This is a genomic window from Nocardia sp. NPDC004068 (assembly GCF_042874315.1).
Lineage (GTDB): Bacteria > Actinomycetota > Actinomycetes > Mycobacteriales > Mycobacteriaceae > Nocardia.
Genome location: NZ_JBIAMW010000018.1, coordinates 1 through 20,441 on the forward strand (window position 1 = coordinate 1; position 20,441 = coordinate 20,441).

Consider the following 20,441-nt stretch of genomic DNA (forward strand, 5'->3'; position numbering starts at 1 on the left):
CCACTACAACTACCATCGACCCCATTCAGCCGCCGGAAACCAACCTCCGGCCAGCCGCCTGTGCACCGGCGTAACCAACGTCACGACCTCATACACCTAGCGGCCCTTGCCCATCCGCCCCGCCACGCCGACGATGAAACCGTGGAGCACGCGGAGGCGGAGTTGGTCGGGCGGGCGGCGGCGGGGGATGCCGATGCGCTCGCGGAGGTCGTTCGGCTGCTGCGGGATCCGATGTATCGGCTCGCGTTGCGAATGACCGGAAACGTCGCCGACGCCGAGGACGCCGCTCAGGAGATCCTGCTGCGGGTGCTCGGGCATCTCGACACCTGGCGGGGCGAGGCGAAGCTGTCCACCTGGGCCTACCGCATCGGCGTCAACTATCTGCTGAATCTGCGTCGCGCGAGCCCGCAGGAGGCCGTGGGCCTGTCCCTCGATGACTTCGCCGGGGGACTGCGCGACGGGTTGGCCGAGGAGGAGTACCGCGGTCCCGAGGCCGCGGTGCTCACCCGCGAGGTGCGGCTCACGTGCAGTCAGGCCATGCTGCAATGCCTTTCGCGGGAGGAGCGGGTGGCCTTCGTGCTGGGCGACGTGTTCGAACTCGGCTCCGCCGACGCCGCCTGGATTCTCGACATCTCCCCGGCCGCGTATCGAAAGCGCTTGGAGCGGGCCAAGTCCCGGCTCGGCAGATTCCTGAACGCGACGTGCGGCGTGGCGAATCCGGCCGCGTGGTGCCGCTGCTCCCGCCGGGTGGACGCCGCGATCGCCGCCGGGCGGATCGACCCCCGCCGCCCGGTCCTGGCCGCCCATCCCGCGAGCGCGGCCGAACGACAGATGGCCCACCTCCACGACGCCGCCGCCGTCCTGCGCGCCCACCCCGACTACACCCTCCCCGAGGCCCGCCGCGCCGCCATCGCCCGAATCCTGCACTCGAACCGCTTCCCCCTGCTGGACCGGTGAGCGCCCGTGTGACTCCCACCCACCCGGGTATGCCCAGCTCGACGAAGGGAGGCGCGATGAGTCCAGCACCCGAACGGGTCGTGCGCGCACTGCTGGAGCGGGCGGGGACCAGCTACGCCGCCGAGGCCGGAATCACCCTGCGGGACAAGCCCGCTCCACTGTTCCAGCTGCTCGTACTGGCGCAGCTGTCGAGCGCGCCCATCTCGGCGAAGATCGCCGCGGAGGCGGTGCGGGAGCTGATCCGGTCCGGGTACACCACGCCGCGGCACGTCGCCGAGGCCGAGTGGCAGGACCTCGTCGACGCGCTGGGCCGGGGCCACTACAAGCGCTACGACGAATCCACCGCCGATCAGTTGCTGGCCAACGCCGCGGAACTGCTCGACCGTTACGACGGCGATCTGCGCCGCCTGGCCGAGCAGGCCGGGCGGGATCCCGGCCGCGCGGCCGAACTGCTCCAGCGCTTCAAGGGCATCGGCCCGGTCGGGGCGCACATCTTCCTGCGCGAGATCCAGGACGTCTGGACCTGGGCGCGGCCGCAATTCGACGATCGGGCCCGCGCGGGCGCGCGCAAACTGCGGCTGCCCACCGACGCCGACGAACTGGCCCGCCTCGGCCCCGCCGGTCACGAGGCCGACCTGGCCGCCGCCCTCACCCGGGTGGCCCGCGACGACGACCTCGCAGACGAGGTGCTCGCGGCGGCCCGCTGATCCGCTCCCGCTGATCCGCTCCGAAAAAATCTCGCCCCGACGGGAATCATCCGTCCGGGGTGGTCGTTGAGCAGATCGAAGCAAGGTTGAGCGAGTAACACTCAAGTCTGTGGTTGACTCCGCCGGAGTCGAGGGGCAGGATTGAGCCGACCACGCTCAGTGTTGCTGAGAATGTACGTCAACTAGGAGGAATCCACCATGGCTCGTGCGGTCGGTATCGACCTCGGGACCACGAACTCGGTTATCGCCGTCCTCGAGGGCGGTGAGCCGGTCGTCGTCGCCAACTCGGAAGGCGCGCGGACGACACCGTCGATCGTCGCCTTCGCCAAGAACGGTGAGGTGCTGGTCGGCCAGCCCGCCAAGAACCAGGCCGTCACCAATGTGGACCGGACCGTGAAGTCGGTCAAGCGGCACATGGGTGAGAACGACTGGAACATCGACATCGATGGCAAGAAGTACACCCCGCAGGAGATCAGCGCGCGCGTGCTGATGAAGCTCAAGCGCGACGCCGAGTCCTACCTCGGTGAGGAGATCACCGACGCGGTCATCACCGTTCCCGCCTACTTCGAGGACGCCCAGCGGCAGGCCACCAAGGAGGCCGGGCAGATCGCGGGCCTCAACGTGCTGCGCATCGTCAACGAGCCCACCGCGGCCGCGCTGGCGTACGGCCTGGACAAGGGCGAGAAGGAACAGACCATCCTGGTCTTCGACCTCGGCGGCGGCACCTTCGACGTCTCGCTGCTCGAGATCGGTGAGGGTGTGGTCGAGGTCCGCGCCACCGCCGGTGACAACCACCTCGGCGGCGACGACTGGGACAACCGGATCGTCACCTGGCTGGTCGACAAGTTCAAGGCCAGCTCGGGCATCGATCTGACCAAGGACAAGATGGCCCTGCAGCGCCTGCGCGAGGCCGCGGAGAAGGCCAAGATCGAGCTGAGCTCCTCGCAGAGCACCTCGATCAACCTGCCCTACATCACCGTCGACGCGGAGAAGAACCCGCTGTTCCTCGACGAGCAGCTGACCCGCTCGGAGTTCCAGAAGATCACCTCGGATCTGCTCGACCGCACCCGGCAGCCGTTCCAGCAGGTGATCAAGGACGCGGGCATCTCCATCAAGGACATCGATCACGTTGTGCTGGTGGGTGGTTCGACCCGTATGCCCGCCGTCTCGGATCTGGTCAAGGAGCTGACCGGCGGCAAGGAGCCCAACAAGGGCGTGAACCCGGACGAGGTCGTCGCCGTCGGCGCCGCCCTGCAGGCCGGTGTGCTCAAGGGTGAGGTCAAGGACGTCCTGCTGCTCGACGTGACCCCGCTGTCGCTGGGCATCGAGACCAAGGGCGGGGTGATGACCAAGCTCATCGAGCGCAACACCACCATCCCCACCAAGCGGTCGGAGACCTTCACCACCGCCGACGACAACCAGCCCTCGGTGCAGATCCAGGTCTTCCAGGGTGAGCGCGAGATCGCCTCGCACAACAAGCTGCTCGGCTCGTTCGAGCTGACCGGTATCCCGCCGGCCCCGCGCGGCGTGCCGCAGATCGAGGTCACCTTCGACATCGACGCCAACGGCATCGTCCATGTCACCGCCAAGGACAAGGGCACCGGCAAGGAGAACACGATCAAGATCCAGGACGGCTCCGGCCTGTCCAAGGAGGAGATCGACCGCATGGTCAAGGACGCCGAGGCGCACGCGGAGGAGGACCGCAAGCGTCGCGAGGAGGCCGAGACCCGCAACCAGGCCGAGACGCTGGTCCACCAGACCGAGAAGTTCATCTCCGAGAACGAGGACAAGGTCCCGGCGGACATCAAGGGCAAGGTCGAGGCGGCCATTTCCGACGCCAACGAGGCGCTCAAGGGCACCGACATCGCGGCCATCAAGTCCGCGGTGGAGAAGCTGGCCACCGAGTCGCAGGCCCTGGGCCAGGCGATCTACGAGTCCAGCGCGGCCGAGGGCGCGGCGTCCGGCAACGGCACCGCCCCGAACTCCGACGCCGATGACACCGTGGTGGACGCCGAGGTCGTGGAAGAGCCGGAGAAGAAGTGACCGACAAGGACCCGGAACAGGAGCCAATCACCATCGTGGACAACCGCAAGGTAGATCCGGCTGGGTCCGAGGTTCGCGAGCCCGCGGCGGCCGACGGCGCCGCCGCGGGGTCGGCCGATTCCGCTGGGGCGCAGCAGGATTCGCCCCGGGCCGCCTCGGAGAACGGCGCGGATTCCCTCGCCGAGATCATCAGCGGTGAGCTCGCCGAGCGCACCGCGGATCTGCAGCGGCTCACCGCCGAGTACGCGAACTATCGCCGCCGCGTCGAGCGCGACCGCAAGGCCGCCGTCGACGCCGCCAAGGCCGCGGTGGTCACCGAACTGCTCGGCGTCCTCGACGATCTCGATCGCGCCCGCGCGCACGGCGATCTCGAGGCCGGACCGCTGAAGTCGGTGGCGGACAAGCTCTCCGACGCGCTGCGCAAGCAGGGTCTCGAGGAGTTCGGCGTCGAGGGCGAGTCCTTCGATCCGACCCTGCACGAGGCCGTGCAGCACGAGGGCGAGGGCCACGATCCGGTGATCGGTGTGGTGATGCGCAAGGGTTATCGCTTCGGTGACCGCGTGCTGCGGCACGCCCTGGTCGGTGTCACCGACGCGGTAGCGGATCCGGCGACGCCGGATACGACGAACGCTGGCACGGATGCCGGCACAGGCGACGAGTAACACGAAAGGGGGAGATGCCCGGTGAATCGGGAGTGGCTGGAAAAGGACTTCTACAAAGAACTGGGTGTTTCCTCCGGCGCCACCCAGGACGAGATCAAGAAGGCCTACCGCAAACTCGCGCGTGACCTGCACCCGGACAAGAATCCGGGGGACGTCAAGGCCGAGGAGCGGTTCAAGGCCGTCAGCGAGGCGCACGCCGTGCTGTCGGATCCGGAGAAGCGCAAGGAGTACGACGAGGCGCGGCGGCTGTTCGCCAGCGGCGGTTTCGGCCGCGGCGGCTTCTCGCCGGGTGGTGGCTACGCCGGACAGGGCGGTTTCAGCGAGTTCAACCTTGGTGACATCTTCGGCGGCGGCGCGGCCGCGGGCGACGGTGGCCTGGGCGACCTGCTGGGCGGCCTGTTCAATCGCGGCGGGGGCGCGCGCACCGCGTCGTCCCGGCCGCGGCGGGGCAGCGATGTGGAGACCGAGACCACGCTCGGTTTCCGCGAGGCGGCCCAGGGCGTGACCGTGCCGCTGCGGATGACCAGTCCGTCGCCGTGCACCACGTGTCACGGCAGCGGCGCCAAGCCCGGCACCAGCCCGCGAGTCTGCCCGCACTGCAACGGAACCGGCGTGATCAGCCGCAACCAGGGCGCGTTCGGGTTCAGCGAGCCGTGCGACGACTGCCGTGGGACCGGGTCGATCATCGACGACCCGTGCCCCGACTGCCGCGGCACCGGCATCCAGAACCGGACCCGCACGATCACCGTGCGGATCCCGCCGGGGGTGCGCGACGGTCAGCGGATCCGGTTGGCGGGTCAGGGCGAGGCCGGCCTGCGCGGCGCGCCCGCGGGCGATCTGTTCGTCACCGTGCACGTCGGGCAGGACAAGGTCTTCGGCCGCAACGGCGACGACCTGACCCTGGTGCTGCCGGTCAGCTACGCCGAATTGGTGCTGGGCACAACGGTTTCCGTGCCCACGCTGGACGGCCGCGTCGGGGTGAAGGTGCCCGCGGGCACCGCCGACGGGCGTACCCTGCGAGTGCGCGGGCGCGGCGTGCCCAAGCGCGGTGGCGGCGCCGGTGATCTGCTCGTGACGGTGAAGGTCGCGGTTCCGCAGAAGCTGGACGACGATGCCTCCGAGGCGTTGCGCGCCTACGCGGAGGCGGAGAAGGCCGGTGGGTTCGACCCCCGGGCGGGATGGGCAGGTTCGTGATGGACGGTGATCGCGAGAAGAGGACGTCCGGCACCGAGTACTTCATGATCTCGGTGGCGGCGCAGTTGGCCGGTATGCACGCGCAGACCCTGCGCACCTACGACCGGCTGGGACTGGTGACGCCGCAACGCACCTCGGGCGGCGGGCGGCGCTACTCGGCCCGCGACGTGGAGCTGCTGCGCGAGGTGCAGCGGCTGTCGCAGGACGAGGGCGTCAATCTCGCGGGCATCAAGCGGATCATCGAACTCACCAACCAGGTCGAGGCGCTCCAGGAGCGGGTCCGCGAGCTGTCGGCCGAGGTCGAGCGGCTGCGCTCGCGCTACCTGCCGGAGCTGTCCCAGCGCAGCACGGCCCTGGTGGTCTGGCAGCCGCGCAACAAGCGCCACTGATCCGGCGCACGGAAACATCTGTGGCACAGCGCCTCCGGCGACGGGGGCGCTGTTTTCGTTTGCGCGCGGTGTGCTGGAATTCCGTCGGCGTGCTCGGGCGGCACCGGTCCGCATTTCGTCTCGAAATGTGAATGGCACCCGGAAATTCATTGCCGGAAGGTCGGTTTCATTACCCGCGCACGAGGGCTCGCCGACCCACTGATGGTTGCTCCAAGATCGCTGTAAATCCGAGTATTTCAGATAGAACCGTGCCAGACGGGTGATTCATATATCGAAAACGCCGGTGTGTCATAGGCAAACGGTCGGTTTCGTCGAGTTTTCACCCGCCTCGGCCTGGTTTCGGGGGAATTACACACGTGTTCTTCAGACGACTCGGTCCGCACCTGGCAAACCTCGCTTAGACTCGTTCGACATCGGCTGCCGTCGAGTGCGCGGTACCCTACACCCGTCGGCGCGGCCCGTGTTCGCATGCGAAATGGGGTTGTGAGACATATGGATTCGCGGACCGTCGCATTGATGAGAACGACGTTCAAGGCGGTTGCTGCGGAGGAGGGCGGACCGGAGCGGCTCGCCCGCTCGTTCTACGCGATCCTGTTCACCGACCATCCACACATCCGCGACCTGTTCCCCGCCGCCCTCGACGCCCAGCGCGACCGGCTGGTCAAGGCCATCGGCTTCGTCATCGACCGGCTCGAGGAGCCCGGCGCGCTGCTGCCGTTCCTGGCCCAGCTCGGGCGCGACCACCGCAAGTACGGCGTGACCGCCGAACACTATGCGGCCGTGGGGGAGTCGTTGCAGGCCGCGCTGCGCGGCTACGCGGGCACCGAACTGTGGACCGACGAGGTGGAACGAGCCTGGCGCGCGGGCATCGGCCTGATCGCCGAGACCATGATGAGCGCCGCCGAGCAGGAGGACACGCCGCCGTACTGGACCGGCACGGTCGTCGAGCATCGCGCGGTGCTGAGCAATCTGTCGGTGGTCCGGGTGCGCCTCGACCAGGCCATGCGGTTCGCGCCCGGACAGTATGTGAGCGTGCAGATCCCGGCCCGGCCGCGGATGTGGCGCTATCTGTCCCCGGCGACCCCGCCCACCGCCGACCACGAGGTGGAGTTCCACATCCGCGCGGTCAGCGGCGGCTGGGTCAGCCCGGCCGTCGTCGGACACACCCGGGTCGGGGACAAGTGGCTGCTGGGCGCGCCGATGGGCGGACTCGGCGTGCCGCGCAACACCCGGCGCAAACTGCTCATGGTCGCCTGCGGCACCGGAATCGCCCCGCTGCGAGCGCAACTCATGGCCATGACCCAGCGGCGCTCGAATCCCAAGGTGCACCTGTTCGTCGGCGGCCACCACCCCTGCGATCTCTACGATCTGCCCGCGCTGAACGATCTGGCGCTCGCGCACAAGTGGCTGACCGTCGTCCCGGTCGTCGAGAGCGACGAGAACCCCTGGTGGCATTGCGAATCCGGGGAACCCGAGCCCGCCTACCCGGGCCTGGCGGAGCGGCGGGTGGGGCAGATCGGCAAGGTGGTGGCCGCCGCCGGGCCGTGGCCCGAGCACGACGTCCAGATCGTGGGTTCGCCCTCGATGGTGCAGACCACCAAATTCCGGCTCATGGCCGCGGGCACACCCGCCGAGCACATCCGCCACGACCCGCTGTTCTGATCAAACCCCTTCGTAGCGAATGGCTTCCGCGGGGGTGCCGGTGAGAATGAGCCGGTCCACGGTTGCCCGGGTCATGGCGGGGGAGCCGCACACCAGGACCTGGTGATGCAGCAGCGGGCCCATATCGCCGACCACGTCGGCCAGGGTGCCCTCGAGCATCTCGTCCACATCGAAGCCGACGTCCACCCGGCAGCGCTCGTACCATTCGTCGACCCAGCCCGGATCGTCGGCCGACTCGACCACGGGAACCACGGTGAGCCAGGGCAATTCACCGGCCAGCAGGTAGAGCATGTCCGAGGCGTACAGGTCGCGCGGGGACCGGCCGCCGACGAACAGATGCGTGCGCGGCGGTTCGGGACGGCGGCTCAGATCCAGCAGCAGCGCGCGCAGCGGCGCCAAACCCGTTCCGCCCGCGATCAATACGACGTCGGTGGCCCAATCGTCGACCGACAGCCACCCCGCCGGATCGCTGATCCGCCACTGATCGCCGGGCCGGGTGTCGGCCACGATCGAACCGCTGCACCAGCCGCCCGGCACCGTGCGCACGTGGAATTCCAGTTTGCCGTCCAGCGACGGAGGCAGCGCGGGGGAGAACCGCCGCCGCAGCCCGGGATGCCGCGGCACCTGCACCTGGACCGACTGGCCCGCCGCGAACGGCACGAACTCCCCGATGAGCCGGATCACCGCGAGGTCGTGCCGCAGCCGGTGATGGCCGACCACGGTCGAGGTCCACTCCTGGGCGTCGAGCCGGATCTCCCCGGTCTCGTCGGGGCCGATGGTCACCTGGGGTATCGCCTTTCGATCAGACGGGATCTGTCATGATGATCGACTCGGGCGTGCCGACCGCCAGCAGCGCCCGCTTGGTGTCGGCGATCATGCGCGCCGAGCCCGCGATCTGGATCTGCCGGTCGGCCCAGGCGCCGAAACTCGCCACCACCGCGCCCAGGTTACCGATCAATCGGCGGTGCATGCCGAACGGCGGATCGGCCGGGGGATAGGGATGCCACCACGGATTGGACTCGTTCTCGCACACCGGAACCACCGTGAGCCACGGATTGCTCAGCGACAGCTGCCACATGTTCTCCACATCGTAGAGATCGCACGGGTAGCGGCCGCCGATGAAGAAGTGCACCCGCGGGTTCTGGCCGCGCCGGCCCATCTCGATCAGCTGGGCGCGCAGCGGGGCCACGCCGGTGCCCGCGCCGATCATCAGCACGTCGCGGCGGGTGTCGCGCCGAACGTGCAGCCCGCCCAGCGGACCCGCGATCGCCCAGCGGTCGCCCACCTGGGTCTCGTTCACGATCGCCGGGCTCACCCAGCCGGTGCGCACCTTGCGGACGTGGAACTCGATCTCGCCGTACGGATTCGTGGGGATCGCGGGGGACAGGTAGCGCCACATCTTGGGGCGCTGCGGGATCGAGACCGGCACGTACTGCCCGGCCTGATAGGGGATCGGGCTGTCGGACTGCAACCGCACGATGGCCAGATCGTCGAGCACCCGCCGGTGCCCGACCACGGTCGCCTCCCAAAACGGTTGGGATTTGTCCGAATTCGCGCCGATCGCCATCGATGCCGAGATGAGGATGCCGATATCGCGCCAGCCCTCCTCGAGCTCGCGGCTCCAGCCGGTCGCGCCGTGATAGGTCCGGAACGCCGCGACCAGCGCGCGGCCCGCGATGTCGTAGTGCGCCGCCTCGACACCGTACTTGCGGTGATCGCGGGCCAGTTGTTCCAGGAACCGCTGCGCCCGGTCCCAGTCCTCGAGATGATCGAGCACGAATTGGATGGCCGTGGCCACCTTCTTCGGCATCATGTCCATCGCGGGCGGGAAGAGTTCACGCAGGGCGGGATTCTCGGCGAACATATGACCGAAGAACGCGCTGATCAACCGTTCGGGCCCGTTGGGCGCCTCGAGAATCGACCGGAAGTTGGCGCGGACCAGCGCTGCCGAACGCGCATCCACGACGACGAGCTTCCTTTCTGCATGTATCTGCCCGGGGACCGCACACCGGATCGGCGGTCCTTCGGAGTCAAGTATCCCCGAACGCGGCGGGATCGCTCGGTTATAGAGGTATTGACTGACCCACACCCGCCGAGGCGAAACGCCGACGTGCCGGTGCCTCGGGGCGCGCTCAGATGACCAGAACCGCCTTGCCGCCGTCCGCGGCCGCGAGCACCGCGCCCAGGTCGGTCAGCGGCCGGGCCACGTCGACCGGGATTACGAGGTCGCCCGCGGTCACTCGGCGCAGGAGTCGGCGCAGGTCGTCCGCGTCGCCGGACGGTCCGATATTGCCGCCGCGCAGCCCGGCCGCCCGCAGCCGGTCCGCGTCGGCGGCCCCGAGCGTGCTCAGGACCAGACCGCCGGGACGTACGAGGCGGCACAGGTGGGTCAGGACCGCGGGCGGCGACACCGGATCGAACAGCACGTCGACGCCGCGCGGGTGGTCGTGGCGGAGCTGTTCGGCCACGGGCGCGCGCAGGGGATCGATCACCTCGTCCGCGCCCAGGCGGATCATGCGGTCGGCGTCCGCGGCGCGGGCGACGGCGAGCACGTGCGCCCCCGAAGCCTTCGCCAATTGCGTTGCCAGCGAACCGATTTCGCTCACCGACCCGTTGATCAGCACCCGTTGCCCCGGACCCGGCTCGGCGGCGTCGACCAGGCGCTGGGCGATCAGCCCGGCGGTGGGCAGGGCCGCGGCCTGGACGAGGCCGATGCCCTCGGGGAGGCGGGCGATCGTGCCGGTGACCGGACTCGCGCCGAATTCGGCACAGGTGCCGGGCCGGGTGCGGAAGGCGCCCACGACCCGATCGCCCACCGCGAAACCGCGCACCCCCGGCCCGACCGCCGCGACCGTGCCCGCCCCGTCGACGCCCGGGACGAGCGGGAATCCGGCGGGCGGGCCCGTCAGCAGCATCCGGTCGTAGCCGGTGAGCCCGGCCGCGGCCAGGCGCACGAGGATCTCGCCCGCGCCCACGGCGGGGGTGGGGAGTTCGACCGGTTCGGGGATCGCGCCCGATTCGCGTACCACCATCGCGCGCATCGCCGCGGTGATCCTTTCCGGCGGGGTGACCAGGTCGGAGGACTCGGGGACAATTCGGACGTCCGGCCCATCGTAGGACGGCCCGGGCGGATCATCGGGGAGGCGAGCGGGCATTGCGTTCCCGGACCGAATTTTCCAAACTTGAGCGGAACAGACTCAACCTCTGGCGCGTTGGATCTGTCGAAAGCCCTCTGTCCCGACCCGTAGGAAGGTGAATGTGGACTCGTTCAATCCCACCACCAAGACCCAGGCGGCCCTGACCGCCGCCCTCCAGGCGGCCTCGGCCGCCGGTAACCCGGAGATCCGTCCCGGGCACTTGCTGGTGGCGTTGCTGGATCAAACCGACGGCATCGCCGCCCCGCTGCTGAAGGCCGTCGGCGTCGACCCGGCAACGGTCCGGCGCGAGGCCCAGGACATCGTGGAGCGACTGCCCCGCGCGACCGGGGCGACCACCTCCCCGCAACTCGGCCGGGAGGCGCTGGCCGCCATCACCGCCGCCCAGCGGCTCGCCACCGAACTCGGCGACGAGTACGTCTCCACCGAACATCTGATGGTCGGGCTGGCCGACGGCGATTCCGACATCTCCCAGTTGCTGCTGAAGTACGGCGCGACGAAAGACGCGCTGCGCGAGGCGTTCACGACCGTGCGCGGCAACGCGCGCGTCACCACCGCCGATCCCGAGGGCACCTATCAGGCGCTCGAGAAGTACTCGACCGACCTCACCGCCGCCGCCCGCGAGGGCAAGCTCGACCCGGTCATCGGGCGCGACACCGAGATCCGCCGCGTCGTGCAGGTGCTGAGCCGCCGCACCAAGAACAACCCGGTGCTGATCGGCGAGCCCGGCGTCGGCAAGACCGCGATCGTGGAGGGCCTGGCCCAGCGCATCGTCGCCGGGGACGTGCCGGAGTCGTTGCGCGGCAAGAAGCTGATCTCGCTCGATCTGGGCGCGATGGTCGCGGGCGCGAAGTACCGCGGCGAATTCGAGGAGCGGCTCAAGGCCGTACTCGAGGAGATCAAATCCAGTGCGGGACAGATCATCACGTTCATCGACGAGCTGCACACCATCGTCGGCGCGGGCGCGACCGGCGAGTCGGCCATGGACGCGGGCAACATGATCAAGCCCATGCTGGCCCGCGGCGAACTGCGGCTGGTCGGCGCGACCACGCTCGACGAGTACCGCCAGCACATCGAGAAGGATCCGGCCCTGGAACGCCGCTTCCAGCAGGTGCTGGTCGGCGAGCCGTCGGTGGAGGACTCCATCGGCATCCTGCGCGGGCTCAAGGAGCGCTACGAGGTGCACCACGGCGTGCGCATCACCGACTCCGCCCTGGTGGCCGCGGCCACGCTGTCGGACCGCTACATCACCTCCCGGTTCCTGCCGGACAAGGCGATCGACCTGGTCGACGAGTCGGCCTCGCGGCTGCGCATGGAGATCGACTCCCGCCCGGTCGAGATCGACGAGATCGAGCGCGCGGTACGGCGTCTGGAGATCGAGGAGATGGCCCTCGCCAAGGAGACCGACGAGGCCAGCAAGCAGCGGCTGGAGAAGCTGCGCTCCGAACTCGCCGACGACCGCGAGAAGCTCAACCAGCTGATGACCCGCTGGCAGAACGAGAAGCAGGCCATCGACTCGGTGCGCGTCATCAAGGAGCAGCTCGAATCGCTCAAGGGCGAATCCGAGCGCGCCGAACGCGACGGCGATCTGGGCAAGGCCGCCGAACTGCGCTACGGCCGAATTCCCCAGCTGGAGAAGGAACTCGCCGAGGCGGAGAAGAAGGCGGGCGCCGCGCCCGACGGGCAGGTCATGCTCAAGGAGGAGGTCGGCCCGGACGATATCGCCGAGGTGGTCTCGTCGTGGACCGGGATTCCCGTGGGCCGCATGCTCGAGGGCGAGACCCAGAAGCTGCTGCGCATGGAGGACGAACTGGGCAAGCGCGTGGTCGGGCAGAAAGAGGCCGTCGAGGCGGTGTCCGACGCCGTGCGCCGCGCGCGGGCCGGGGTCGCCGACCCCAACCGGCCGACCGGCTCGTTCATGTTCGTCGGCCCGACCGGCGTCGGCAAGACCGAACTCGCGAAGGCGTTGGCGGACTTCCTGTTCGACGACGAGCGGGCCATGATCCGCATCGACATGAGCGAGTACTCCGAGAAGCACTCGGTGGCCCGCCTGGTCGGCGCCCCGCCCGGCTACGTCGGCTACGACCAGGGCGGTCAGCTGACCGAGGCGGTGCGGCGGCGGCCGTACACGGTGGTGCTGTTCGACGAGATCGAGAAGGCCCACCCGGACGTGTTCGACATCCTGTTGCAGGTGCTCGACGAGGGCCGGTTGACCGACGGCCAGGGCCGCACGGTCGACTTCCGCAACACCATCCTCATCCTGACCTCCAATCTGGGTGCGGGCGCGGACAAGGAACACGTCATGAACGCGGTCCGCTCGGCCTTCAAGCCGGAGTTCCTCAACCGCCTCGACGACGTGGTGATGTTCCACCCGCTCAACGAGGAGCAGCTCGAGGACATCGTCGACATCCAGCTGGCCCAGTTGCAGAAGCGCCTGTCGCAGCGGCGGCTGAAGCTGGACGTCAGCGATTCGGCCCGGTTCTGGCTGGCCGTGCGCGGTTACGACCCCGTGTACGGGGCCCGGCCGCTGCGCCGGCTCATCCAGCAGGCGATCGGCGACTCGCTGGCCAAGGAATTGCTGGCCGGTGAGGTGGGCGACGGTGACCTGGTGAAGGTCAACGTCTCCCCCGACGGCGACGGGTTGATTGTCGGCCGCTGAGCGGATCTGCACCTACCCTGGTTCGCATGACGAATCCGAGCGACCCGTGGGCGCAGCGACCGGAGTCGTCCGAGCCGCCGACGCGGCGGGTCGGCGGTCCGGGCCCCGCGGGCGAGCCGCCGTTGCACACCTCCGAGTACACGGAGGCGTACGGGTACGGCACGAATCCGACCGAGCCGTACCAGTACGGCGGCCCGCCCGGCCCGCAGCCCACCCGCGAGATGCCGTCCTACGACGCGCAGTGGGGCGGCTACGAGAGCGGCTCGGGAACCCAAGCGCCGCTGTGGAATTCGCCGGGCGGGCCGGATCAGCCCTACGGCCCGACCGGGCTGCCCGTCGAGCCGCCGCGGCGCAATCGCACCGGGCTGTGGATCGGGCTGACCCTGGGCATCTTCGTGCTCGTCGTGCTCGGCGGCGTGGCGGTGGGCATGCTCCTGGCGGGCGGTAACGACTCCGATTCGAGCGCGGCCGCGGGCACCACCACCCGCTCGGCGCCGACCAGCCGCGTGCCGGTGGCGCCGCCGGGCGCCTCCCGCGGACCCAATCCGAGCATTCCGGCGCTGCCGGGTCTGGGCGACATCGACAACCTCGGCGCGACCATGGGCACGATCAGCGCCAACGACGGTGCCACGCTCACCATCGAATCGCTGCTCGGCGCGAACGTCACCGTGCGCACCGACGCGAAAACCCAAGTGATCTCGTCGGGTTCGGGCAAGGTGGCCGACCTGCACCCCGGCGATATGGTGGTGGTCCAGGGCGACAAGGGTCCCGACGGTTCCATCCTCGCCAAGATCATCATCAGCACCGCGCTGTCGGGCCCGCGCTAGCTCGCGCCCGAACACGACGTGCCGCCGCGCCCCCGGCGTGGACGCGGGCCTTAGACTCGACATCGATGGCGATGACGGCGATGTGGTTCGGGCTGGCGGCGGTCGCACTGGTGGGTGCGATCGTGCTGCTGTATTTCGATCGGCTCCAGCGGCAGCGGACCGGTCACGTGCGTCAGGTGTGGGCGAAATCGCAGGGCTACACCTACGTCTCGGTCGAGCCGTCGCTCGCCTCGACCTGGCGTCGGGGCGCGATGGCGAAACTCGGGTACCTGTCCGCGGTCGACGTGGTCTCCGGTAACCGGCGCGGCGAGAAGTTCGTGCTGTTCGATCTGGAGGACGCGGCGACCCTGGTCGCGGTCCGTCGCCAGATCGGTTCCGACATCGACATCGACCTACGCCTCAAGACCGCCTCGCCGCCCAAGGACGCCGATCTGGAACTGCTCGGCGCGATCGGCGACCGGGTCGTCTTCGCCACCAACCCCGATATCGCCCGGCACGCCGTCGACCAGCGCATGGTCGCCTTCATCGAGACGCTGCCCGAGACCGTGCAGCAGCTGTGGAGCGAGGGCAACTGGACCCTGGGCATGCTGCCCGTCGGCACCTCCGCCAAGGACTGGGAGGCCGCGATCGACGCCGTGCTGCGGCTGTCCGGCCTGCTGCACGTGCTGCCGCCGGTCGCCGGGGGCGAGCAGCCCGCCCGGCCCGACGCCGCGCCGAAACCGGATCGGCCGCGCCCGTCCGAGGACGACGAACCGGACGACGACGACCGGACCTACCGCTACGAGTACCGCGACGAGGACGCCGAGGACTACGCGCCCCTCGTGAAAGACATTGCGGGCGAATCGGATTCCGAACCCGCCGAACCCCCGCGCCGCCCGGCGCTGGCCGTCGTGCCCGATCCGCGCAACCGCGTCCGGCGCAACTGGCCGCCCGCCGAGGAGGTCCCCGACGAGCCCGCGGACGACAAGCCGCCCGCGGCCGAGCCCGCGGACACCTTCGCCGAGGACGAGCTGCCCGAACGTCCCGGTGGGCCCTTCCACCCGGGTTTCCGTCCGTACCAGGGTCCCGCACCCCGGTGATCCTGCGCGCCGCGCCGCCGCCCGGCATATCCTGACTCGTCGTCGATCGCACCTCCGCGGCCCGTTCGGGTCGCGCTCACCAGGCATGTTCAACGCAGGCGGAAGGACACACGGAAATGATCGAGTCGACCACGGACCGGGACAGATTGGCCGAGCTCGTGCGGGAGCTCGCCGTCGTGCACGGCAAGGTCATCCTGTCGTCGGGCAAGGAGGCCGACTACTACGTGGACCTGCGCCGAGCCACCCTCCAGCATCAGGCCGCCCCGCTCATCGGCAAACTGCTGCGAGAGCTGGTGTCGGACTGGGAGTTCGACGCCGTGGGCGGGCTCACGATGGGCGCGGACCCGGTGGCGCTGGCCATGCTGCACGCGCCCGGCCGACCGCTCGACGCGTTCGTGGTGCGCAAGGCCGCCAAGACGCACGGCATGCAACGCCAGATCGAGGGCCCGGACGTGGCCGGTGAGCGGGTGCTCGTGGTGGAGGACACCACGACCACCGGCAACTCCCCCCTGACCGCCGTCCGCGCGCTCCGCAACGCCGGAGCAACCGTGGTCGGGGTGGCCACCGTGGTCGACCGCGAGACCGGTGCGGCCGAGGTCATCGCCGCCGAGGGCCTCCAGTACCGGTCCATTTTGAGCCTGAAGGACCTCGCGCTGGGCTGAAGGTCCCCCTCTCCTGGGCTGAATCTGGGCCTGCCTGCTCGCCTGGGCTAGCCTGGATTCGTTGGTCCGGTCAGTGGTGAAGGGTCGTGTGAGGCACCGTGGTGAGCATTGCAGTCAACAGGGGTCGCGAGAATGTAGCGATGCTCGGCATCGGCGCCTACCGTCCCAAGCGCATCGTCAGCAACGCCGAGGTGTGCGAGGTGCTGGACTCCACGCCGGAGTGGATCTTCGAACGCACCGGCGTGCGCAACCGCCGCTGGATCAGCGGTGACGAGACGCTGCGCTCGATCGCGGCGGCCGCGGGCGAGCGCGCGATCGCCAACAGCGGCATCGACCGGTCCCGGATCGGCACGCTGATCCTGGCCACCTCGAGCTGGCTCAAGCTGACCCCGCACGGTGCCCCCTCGGTCGCCTACGACCTGGGCATGAACGGCATCCCCGCCTTCGATCTGACCTCCGGCTGCGGCGGTTTCGGCTACGGCCTCGGGGTGGCGGCCGATCTGATCCGCGCGGGTTCGGCGGAGTACGTGCTGGTGATCGGCGCGGAGACGATGACGGTCGGCCTCGACCCGACCGACCGCGGCACCGCCATGATCTTCGGCGACGGCGCGGGCGCGGTCGTGGTCGGCCCGAGCGAGGAGAACGGCATCTCCCCGACGGTGTGGGGCAGCGACGGCGAGAACGCCGAGGCCATCGCTCAGGATGTCGACTTCCTCGAGTTCATGAACAAGGCGCAGGCGTTGCAGGGCACCGATCCGGCGGTCGAACCCGTCGGGCGGATGTCGCTGCGGATGGAGGGGCAGCGCGTATTCCGTTGGGCGGCGGTCACTCTCCCGCGCGCGCTGTCGACCGCGCTCGCGGTGTCGGGCGTCGCCAAGGAAGACATCGAGGTGTTCGTCCCGCATCAGGCGAACTCCCGCATCAACGAGCTGATGAAGAAGAACCTCGGCCTCGCCGACGACATCCCCATGGCCAACGACATCGAGAACACCGGCAACACCTCCGCCGCCTCGATCCCGCTGGCCATCGAGGAGATGCTGGTGTCGGGCAAGGCCAAGGGCGGTCAGCTGGCGCTGCTGCTCGGTTTCGGCGCGGGCCTCAGCTACGCGGGGCAGGTGGTCACGTTGCCGCCCAAGCCGATCGAGCCGAGCTTCTGAGCCGATGCCGCGTCCCTTCCGCGCCGCCTACGTCGCCGCCGCGGCGGTCACCGTCGCCGGTGCGGTCGCCGGCCGGGACCGGTGGCAGTGGGCGGCCAAGCCGCTGCTGATGCCGCTGCTGGCCGCCGACGCGCTGCACGGCGGCCGCGGGCTCGCCCCGGCCGACCGCGGGCTGCTGCTCGGTTCGCTGGCCGCCGCCACGATCGGCGACGTCCTGCTCATCGATCCCGACGACGATCGCCGATTGATCGCGGGCGCATCGTCTTTCGCGGTCGCGCAGACCGGGTACGCGGCGCTGTGGTGGCGGCGCGGGGCGCGCCCGCGCGGTGCGGTGCTCGGGCCGCGGCTGGCGGCGTGGCTGGGCGCGGCGGCGCTGTTGCGGGCGAAGGCCCCGAATCTGGTTGTGCCGCTGTCGGCCTACGGCCTCACGCTGGGCGCGGCGGCGGTGCTGGCCTCGGATCCGGCGCTGGCTCCCGGGGCGAAAGTCGTTGCGGGAACGGCTGTTCCGGGTCGCGATCCCCGCAGTCGGCTCGGTCTGGGCGCACTGCTGTTCACCGTCTCGGACGGGACGATCGTGCTGCGCCGCCTGTTCGCCCGCGGCGAGCGGGCGCGCCGGGTGAGCGAGGGCGCCGTGCTGGCGACCTACGCCGCGGCCCAGTACCTGCTCACCGATCCGCGCGCGCACGCCGGGACTACAGGCAGAGCATGATGCGGTCGCGGTCGGCCGGGTCGACGCGGATCGAGATCGTCTCGCCCACAACGATTCTGGGCCGGTCGATCGGGGCCACGTCGAAGACGATGGTGCCGCGGTAGGGTTCGGATCCGGGCACGGTCAGGCTCAGGTCGAGTTCGGCCAGTTCGGTGTGATGATCGGTGGGCGCCAGCGGATGCACGGCCTCGATGGTCGCCCAGCCCTCCAGCCCGTGCCGCAGCAGGCGGCGGTCGGCGCGCGAAGGTCGTTGCGCCAGCAGCATTCCCAGCCCGGCGCAGGAGCCGAACATGCCGACCAGCGCGATCAGCTGGAACGGCAGCGTGCCCGGCGGCGTGTGCCGCACGATCCAGCCCAGCCAGAGGCCGAGGAGGATCAGGTACCCGGCGGTCACGCCGAGCACGGTGCGAAGTATGCGCGCGTGGTCCATGTCCGCCGCCCCTCGAGCCCGGTATTCCAGGATAGGCCGCCGGACGGACGGTGTTCAGGACTTGAGCCGCAGCACCGCCAGCACCCTGCGGTGATGCATATCCGAGGGCGGCAGCTGCAGCTTCAGGAAGATATTGCCGATGTGCTTCTCGACCGCCCGCTCGGTGACGGTCAGCGCCCGCGCGATCGCAGCGTTGGACAGGCCCTGCGCCATGAGTTCGAGCACCTCGCGTTCGCGCGGGGTCAGCCGGGTCAGCGAATCCTGCTGCCGTGCGGCGCCCATCAATTGACTCACCACCTCCGGATCGAGGGCCGTGCCGCCGGTGGCGACCCGGTGCAACGCGTCGACGAAGTCGCGGACATCGGCGACCCGGTCCTTGAGCAGATAGCCGACGCCGCTCGCCCCGCCCGCGAGCAGTTCGGTGGCGTACCGGGTCTCGACCCACTGCGAGAACACCAGCACCCCGGTGCCGGGGAACTTGCGCCGCAGCTCGATGGCCGCGAGCAGGCCCTCGTCGGTGAACGAGGGCGGCATCCGCACGTCGACCACGGCCACGTCCGGCCCGTGCGCGGCGACGACCTCGCTCAGCCGGGTGGCGTCGCCGACCATCGCCACCACCTCGTGCCCGCGCTCGACGAGCAGGCTCGCGAGCCCGTCCCGCAGGATCGCGCTGTCCTCGGCGATCACGATCCGCAGCGGGGCCGTCATCGCGGTCCGGCCAGCGGCAGCACGAGGGTGACCACGGTCGGGCCGCCCACCGGACTGTCCACGGTCAGCGCGCCGTCGACCGCGCGGGCGCGCGCGGCGAGGCCCGAGAGTCCGCCCGCCACAACGGTTTCCCCGGTCGGCGCGGTGGGCTGGAGGACGCCGCCGCGGCCGTTGTCGCGCACGGTGACCGCCAGCTCGTCGGCGCCCGCGGGCAGCACCGTGACCCAGGCCCGATCGGCCCCGGCGTGTTTGACGACATTGGTGAGCAGTTCGGCCACCGACAAGTAGGCGATCGCCTCGATCGCGGGCGTGGGCCGGACCGGCAGGTGCACCCGCAGTTCGACCGGCACCGCGCAGCGCGCGGCGAGGGTCTCCAGCGCGGGTTCCAGGCCGAGTTCCAGTGCGGGCGGATGGATTCCGCGCACGAGTTCGCGCAGTTCGGTGAGCGCCTCCTTGGAGCTGGTGCGGGCGTCGACGATCAGATCGGTGGCGTCGCCGCCCGCGGCGAGCCGCTCCTCGGCCCGGCCCAGCGTCATGGCGATGGTGACCAGTCGCGCCTGGGTGCCGTCGTGCAGATCCCGCTCGAGCCGCCGCAGGGTGGCCGCGGAGTCGTCGACGGCGGCGCGGCGACTCTCCTGGAGTTCGGTCAGGCGGCGGTCGCGGCCGGTCGGGGTCAGCAGCGCCAGCGCGAGCAGCCGGTGCAGCGCGCACACGCCCCGGATCAGCCACGGCAGCAGGAAGCAGCCGATCACCCCGACGGCGGCCAGGCCGAGCACGCGCGGCCAGGTGTCGATGTAGTAGTCGCCGAACTGCGCCAGCGAATGGTGTTCGCGCCCTTGATCGTCGACGTTGATCGGGCGGAACAGCGCCCACGGGATCGGCGAGATCGCGGTGAACACCGTCATGGCGATGGCCACCAGCACGAAGTAGCCGCCGAAGAAACCGAGCGCGACCTCCGCGACCAGGAACGCCAACGCCCGCCACGAGGTCAGATCGGTGACGACCGCGCGGAACCAGCCCAGCAGACCAGGTTTCGGGGCGAACGGCGGCGGGGCGGGCATCGGCGTGTCCAGCAGCGTCGCCCCGACGGCGCGATACACCCGGCCCCACACCCGCCCGCTCAGGAGCAGCACGGCCAGCGGCGTGCCCAGCAGGAAGATCGAGGCCACGGCGGCCAGCGGATACCCCACCAGCAGAAAGAGCATGGCGACCCCGCCGAGCACCGCGGCCACGAGCAGGTACGCCAGTTCCTTCCAGGTCCGCACCTCGATGGGCGCGCGCAGGAAGGCCCGGACCGCGCGCCGGACGGGCGCGGGTTCGGCGGCGGCGAGCGCGGCGGTGGGTTCGGCGTAGGTCTCGGTCATGGTTCCATGCTGGTCGCGGGACGGCCCGCGCACGAGGGAGCCGCCCACCGGATCGGTGGTGGGGCCAGCCACACCCC

General features: G+C 70.1%; 19 protein-coding genes and 1 pseudogene. 14 read left to right on the top strand and 6 right to left on the bottom strand.

Annotated elements, in window-relative coordinates:
• From ACFYTQ_RS32605 to ACFYTQ_RS32640, 8 genes and pseudogenes are all read left to right on the top strand, one after another.
• Positions 1-100: pseudogene (locus ACFYTQ_RS32605) on the top strand (IS481 family transposase); the annotation flags it as partial.
• Positions 101-141: 41 nt separating this feature from the next.
• Positions 142-957 carry an RNA polymerase sigma factor gene (locus tag ACFYTQ_RS32610; RefSeq protein ID WP_387369234.1) on the top strand — a complete coding sequence of 272 codons (816 nt, stop codon included), beginning with the start codon at positions 142-144 and terminating at the stop codon, positions 955-957.
• 56 nt (positions 958-1,013) lie between these two features.
• Positions 1,014-1,664 (top strand): endonuclease, encoded by a 651-nt coding sequence (locus tag ACFYTQ_RS32615; protein WP_387369236.1) that lies wholly within the window; start codon positions 1,014-1,016, stop codon positions 1,662-1,664.
• A gap of 198 nt (positions 1,665-1,862) precedes the next feature.
• The gene (gene dnaK, locus ACFYTQ_RS32620) at positions 1,863-3,707 is read left to right on the top strand and encodes a molecular chaperone DnaK (RefSeq protein ID WP_387369238.1); all 1,845 of its coding nucleotides are present in this window, start codon (positions 1,863-1,865) and stop codon (positions 3,705-3,707) included.
• Positions 3,704-4,369 (top strand): nucleotide exchange factor GrpE, encoded by a 666-nt coding sequence (grpE, locus tag ACFYTQ_RS32625; RefSeq protein ID WP_387369240.1) that lies wholly within the window; start codon positions 3,704-3,706, stop codon positions 4,367-4,369. The genes dnaK and grpE overlap by 4 nt, the downstream gene beginning before the upstream one ends.
• A gap of 21 nt (positions 4,370-4,390) precedes the next feature.
• Positions 4,391-5,563: a molecular chaperone DnaJ gene (gene dnaJ, locus ACFYTQ_RS32630; RefSeq protein WP_387369242.1), complete on the top strand. Its 1,173-nt coding sequence runs from the start codon at positions 4,391-4,393 to the stop codon at positions 5,561-5,563.
• Positions 5,563-5,952 carry a heat shock protein transcriptional repressor HspR gene (locus tag ACFYTQ_RS32635; RefSeq protein ID WP_387369244.1) on the top strand — a complete coding sequence of 130 codons (390 nt, stop codon included), beginning with the start codon at positions 5,563-5,565 and terminating at the stop codon, positions 5,950-5,952. Before dnaJ ends, ACFYTQ_RS32635 begins: the two co-directional genes overlap by 1 nt.
• A gap of 492 nt (positions 5,953-6,444) precedes the next feature.
• Complete coding sequence (locus ACFYTQ_RS32640) at positions 6,445-7,614, top strand: globin domain-containing protein (protein WP_387369246.1); 1,170 nt, start codon at positions 6,445-6,447, stop codon at positions 7,612-7,614.
• On the opposite strand, the gene ACFYTQ_RS32645 is transcribed toward ACFYTQ_RS32640, so the two are convergent.
• The 3 genes from ACFYTQ_RS32645 to ACFYTQ_RS32655 all read right to left on the bottom strand — a co-directional run bounded on the left by ACFYTQ_RS32645 (position 7,615) and on the right by ACFYTQ_RS32655 (position 10,769).
• On the bottom strand, positions 7,615-8,397 hold the full coding sequence (locus tag ACFYTQ_RS32645; protein WP_387369248.1) for an FAD-binding oxidoreductase: 783 nt from the start codon (positions 8,395-8,397) through the stop codon (positions 7,615-7,617).
• A 19-nt stretch (positions 8,398-8,416) separates the two neighbouring features.
• On the bottom strand, positions 8,417-9,577 hold the full coding sequence (locus ACFYTQ_RS32650) for an FAD-binding oxidoreductase (RefSeq protein WP_387369250.1): 1,161 nt from the start codon (positions 9,575-9,577) through the stop codon (positions 8,417-8,419).
• A 169-nt stretch (positions 9,578-9,746) separates the two neighbouring features.
• The gene (locus ACFYTQ_RS32655) at positions 9,747-10,769 is read right to left on the bottom strand and encodes an NADP-dependent oxidoreductase (RefSeq protein ID WP_387369252.1); all 1,023 of its coding nucleotides are present in this window, start codon (positions 10,767-10,769) and stop codon (positions 9,747-9,749) included.
• A gap of 103 nt (positions 10,770-10,872) precedes the next feature.
• On the opposite strand from ACFYTQ_RS32655, the gene clpB reads away from it, so the two are divergent.
• The 6 genes from clpB (at position 10,873) to ACFYTQ_RS32685 (ending at position 17,862) form a co-directional block, all read left to right on the top strand.
• Positions 10,873-13,428: an ATP-dependent chaperone ClpB gene (clpB, locus tag ACFYTQ_RS32660; RefSeq protein WP_387369254.1), complete on the top strand. Its 2,556-nt coding sequence runs from the start codon at positions 10,873-10,875 to the stop codon at positions 13,426-13,428.
• Positions 13,429-13,454: 26 nt separating this feature from the next.
• Positions 13,455-14,255: a DUF5666 domain-containing protein gene (locus ACFYTQ_RS32665; RefSeq protein ID WP_387369256.1), complete on the top strand. Its 801-nt coding sequence runs from the start codon at positions 13,455-13,457 to the stop codon at positions 14,253-14,255.
• A 65-nt stretch (positions 14,256-14,320) separates the two neighbouring features.
• Positions 14,321-15,334 (top strand): hypothetical protein, encoded by a 1,014-nt coding sequence (locus tag ACFYTQ_RS32670; protein WP_387369259.1) that lies wholly within the window; start codon positions 14,321-14,323, stop codon positions 15,332-15,334.
• A gap of 116 nt (positions 15,335-15,450) precedes the next feature.
• Complete coding sequence (gene pyrE, locus ACFYTQ_RS32675) at positions 15,451-15,996, top strand: orotate phosphoribosyltransferase (protein WP_387369261.1); 546 nt, start codon at positions 15,451-15,453, stop codon at positions 15,994-15,996.
• 98 nt (positions 15,997-16,094) lie between these two features.
• Positions 16,095-17,153: a beta-ketoacyl-ACP synthase 3 gene (locus ACFYTQ_RS32680; protein WP_387369263.1), complete on the top strand. Its 1,059-nt coding sequence runs from the start codon at positions 16,095-16,097 to the stop codon at positions 17,151-17,153.
• 4 nt (positions 17,154-17,157) lie between these two features.
• On the top strand, positions 17,158-17,862 hold the full coding sequence (locus ACFYTQ_RS32685) for a lysoplasmalogenase (RefSeq protein ID WP_387369265.1): 705 nt from the start codon (positions 17,158-17,160) through the stop codon (positions 17,860-17,862).
• Here ACFYTQ_RS32685 and ACFYTQ_RS32690 read toward each other — a convergent pair.
• From ACFYTQ_RS32690 to ACFYTQ_RS32700, 3 genes are read right to left on the bottom strand one after another with little or no spacing between them, the layout of a single operon-like run.
• A complete protein-coding gene (locus ACFYTQ_RS32690) occupies positions 17,846-18,292 on the bottom strand; it encodes a hypothetical protein (protein WP_387369267.1) in 447 nt (148 codons plus the stop codon). The genes ACFYTQ_RS32685 and ACFYTQ_RS32690 overlap by 17 nt on opposite strands.
• Before the next feature lie 54 nt (positions 18,293-18,346).
• Positions 18,347-19,000 (bottom strand): LuxR C-terminal-related transcriptional regulator, encoded by a 654-nt coding sequence (locus tag ACFYTQ_RS32695; protein WP_387369269.1) that lies wholly within the window; start codon positions 18,998-19,000, stop codon positions 18,347-18,349.
• Positions 18,997-20,364, bottom strand: coding sequence for a sensor histidine kinase (locus tag ACFYTQ_RS32700; protein WP_387369271.1), 1,368 nt, complete (start codon positions 20,362-20,364; stop codon positions 18,997-18,999). Before ACFYTQ_RS32700 ends, ACFYTQ_RS32695 begins: the two co-directional genes overlap by 4 nt.
• Positions 20,365-20,441: the final 77 nt, after the last annotated feature.

Excerpts from the sequence above, each read along its gene's own strand:
- ACFYTQ_RS32615 (WP_387369236.1), top strand. The coding sequence starts at position 1,014 with ATGAGTCCAGCACCCGAACGGGTCGTGCGCGCACTGCTGGAGCGGGCG.
- dnaK (WP_387369238.1), top strand. The coding sequence starts at position 1,863 with ATGGCTCGTGCGGTCGGTATCGACCTCGGGACCACGAACTCGGTTATC.
- ACFYTQ_RS32635 (WP_387369244.1), top strand. The coding sequence starts at position 5,563 with ATGGACGGTGATCGCGAGAAGAGGACGTCCGGCACCGAGTACTTCATG.
- ACFYTQ_RS32640 (WP_387369246.1), top strand. The coding sequence starts at position 6,445 with ATGGATTCGCGGACCGTCGCATTGATGAGAACGACGTTCAAGGCGGTT.
- ACFYTQ_RS32655 (WP_387369252.1), bottom strand. The coding sequence starts at position 10,769 with ATGCCCGCTCGCCTCCCCGATGATCCGCCCGGGCCGTCCTACGATGGG.
- ACFYTQ_RS32665 (WP_387369256.1), top strand. The coding sequence starts at position 13,455 with ATGACGAATCCGAGCGACCCGTGGGCGCAGCGACCGGAGTCGTCCGAG.
- ACFYTQ_RS32670 (WP_387369259.1), top strand. The coding sequence starts at position 14,321 with ATGGCGATGACGGCGATGTGGTTCGGGCTGGCGGCGGTCGCACTGGTG.
- pyrE (WP_387369261.1), top strand. The coding sequence starts at position 15,451 with ATGATCGAGTCGACCACGGACCGGGACAGATTGGCCGAGCTCGTGCGG.
- ACFYTQ_RS32685 (WP_387369265.1), top strand. The coding sequence starts at position 17,158 with ATGCCGCGTCCCTTCCGCGCCGCCTACGTCGCCGCCGCGGCGGTCACC.
- ACFYTQ_RS32690 (WP_387369267.1), bottom strand. The coding sequence starts at position 18,292 with ATGGACCACGCGCGCATACTTCGCACCGTGCTCGGCGTGACCGCCGGG.
- ACFYTQ_RS32695 (WP_387369269.1), bottom strand. The coding sequence starts at position 19,000 with ATGACGGCCCCGCTGCGGATCGTGATCGCCGAGGACAGCGCGATCCTG.
- ACFYTQ_RS32700 (WP_387369271.1), bottom strand. The coding sequence starts at position 20,364 with ATGACCGAGACCTACGCCGAACCCACCGCCGCGCTCGCCGCCGCCGAA.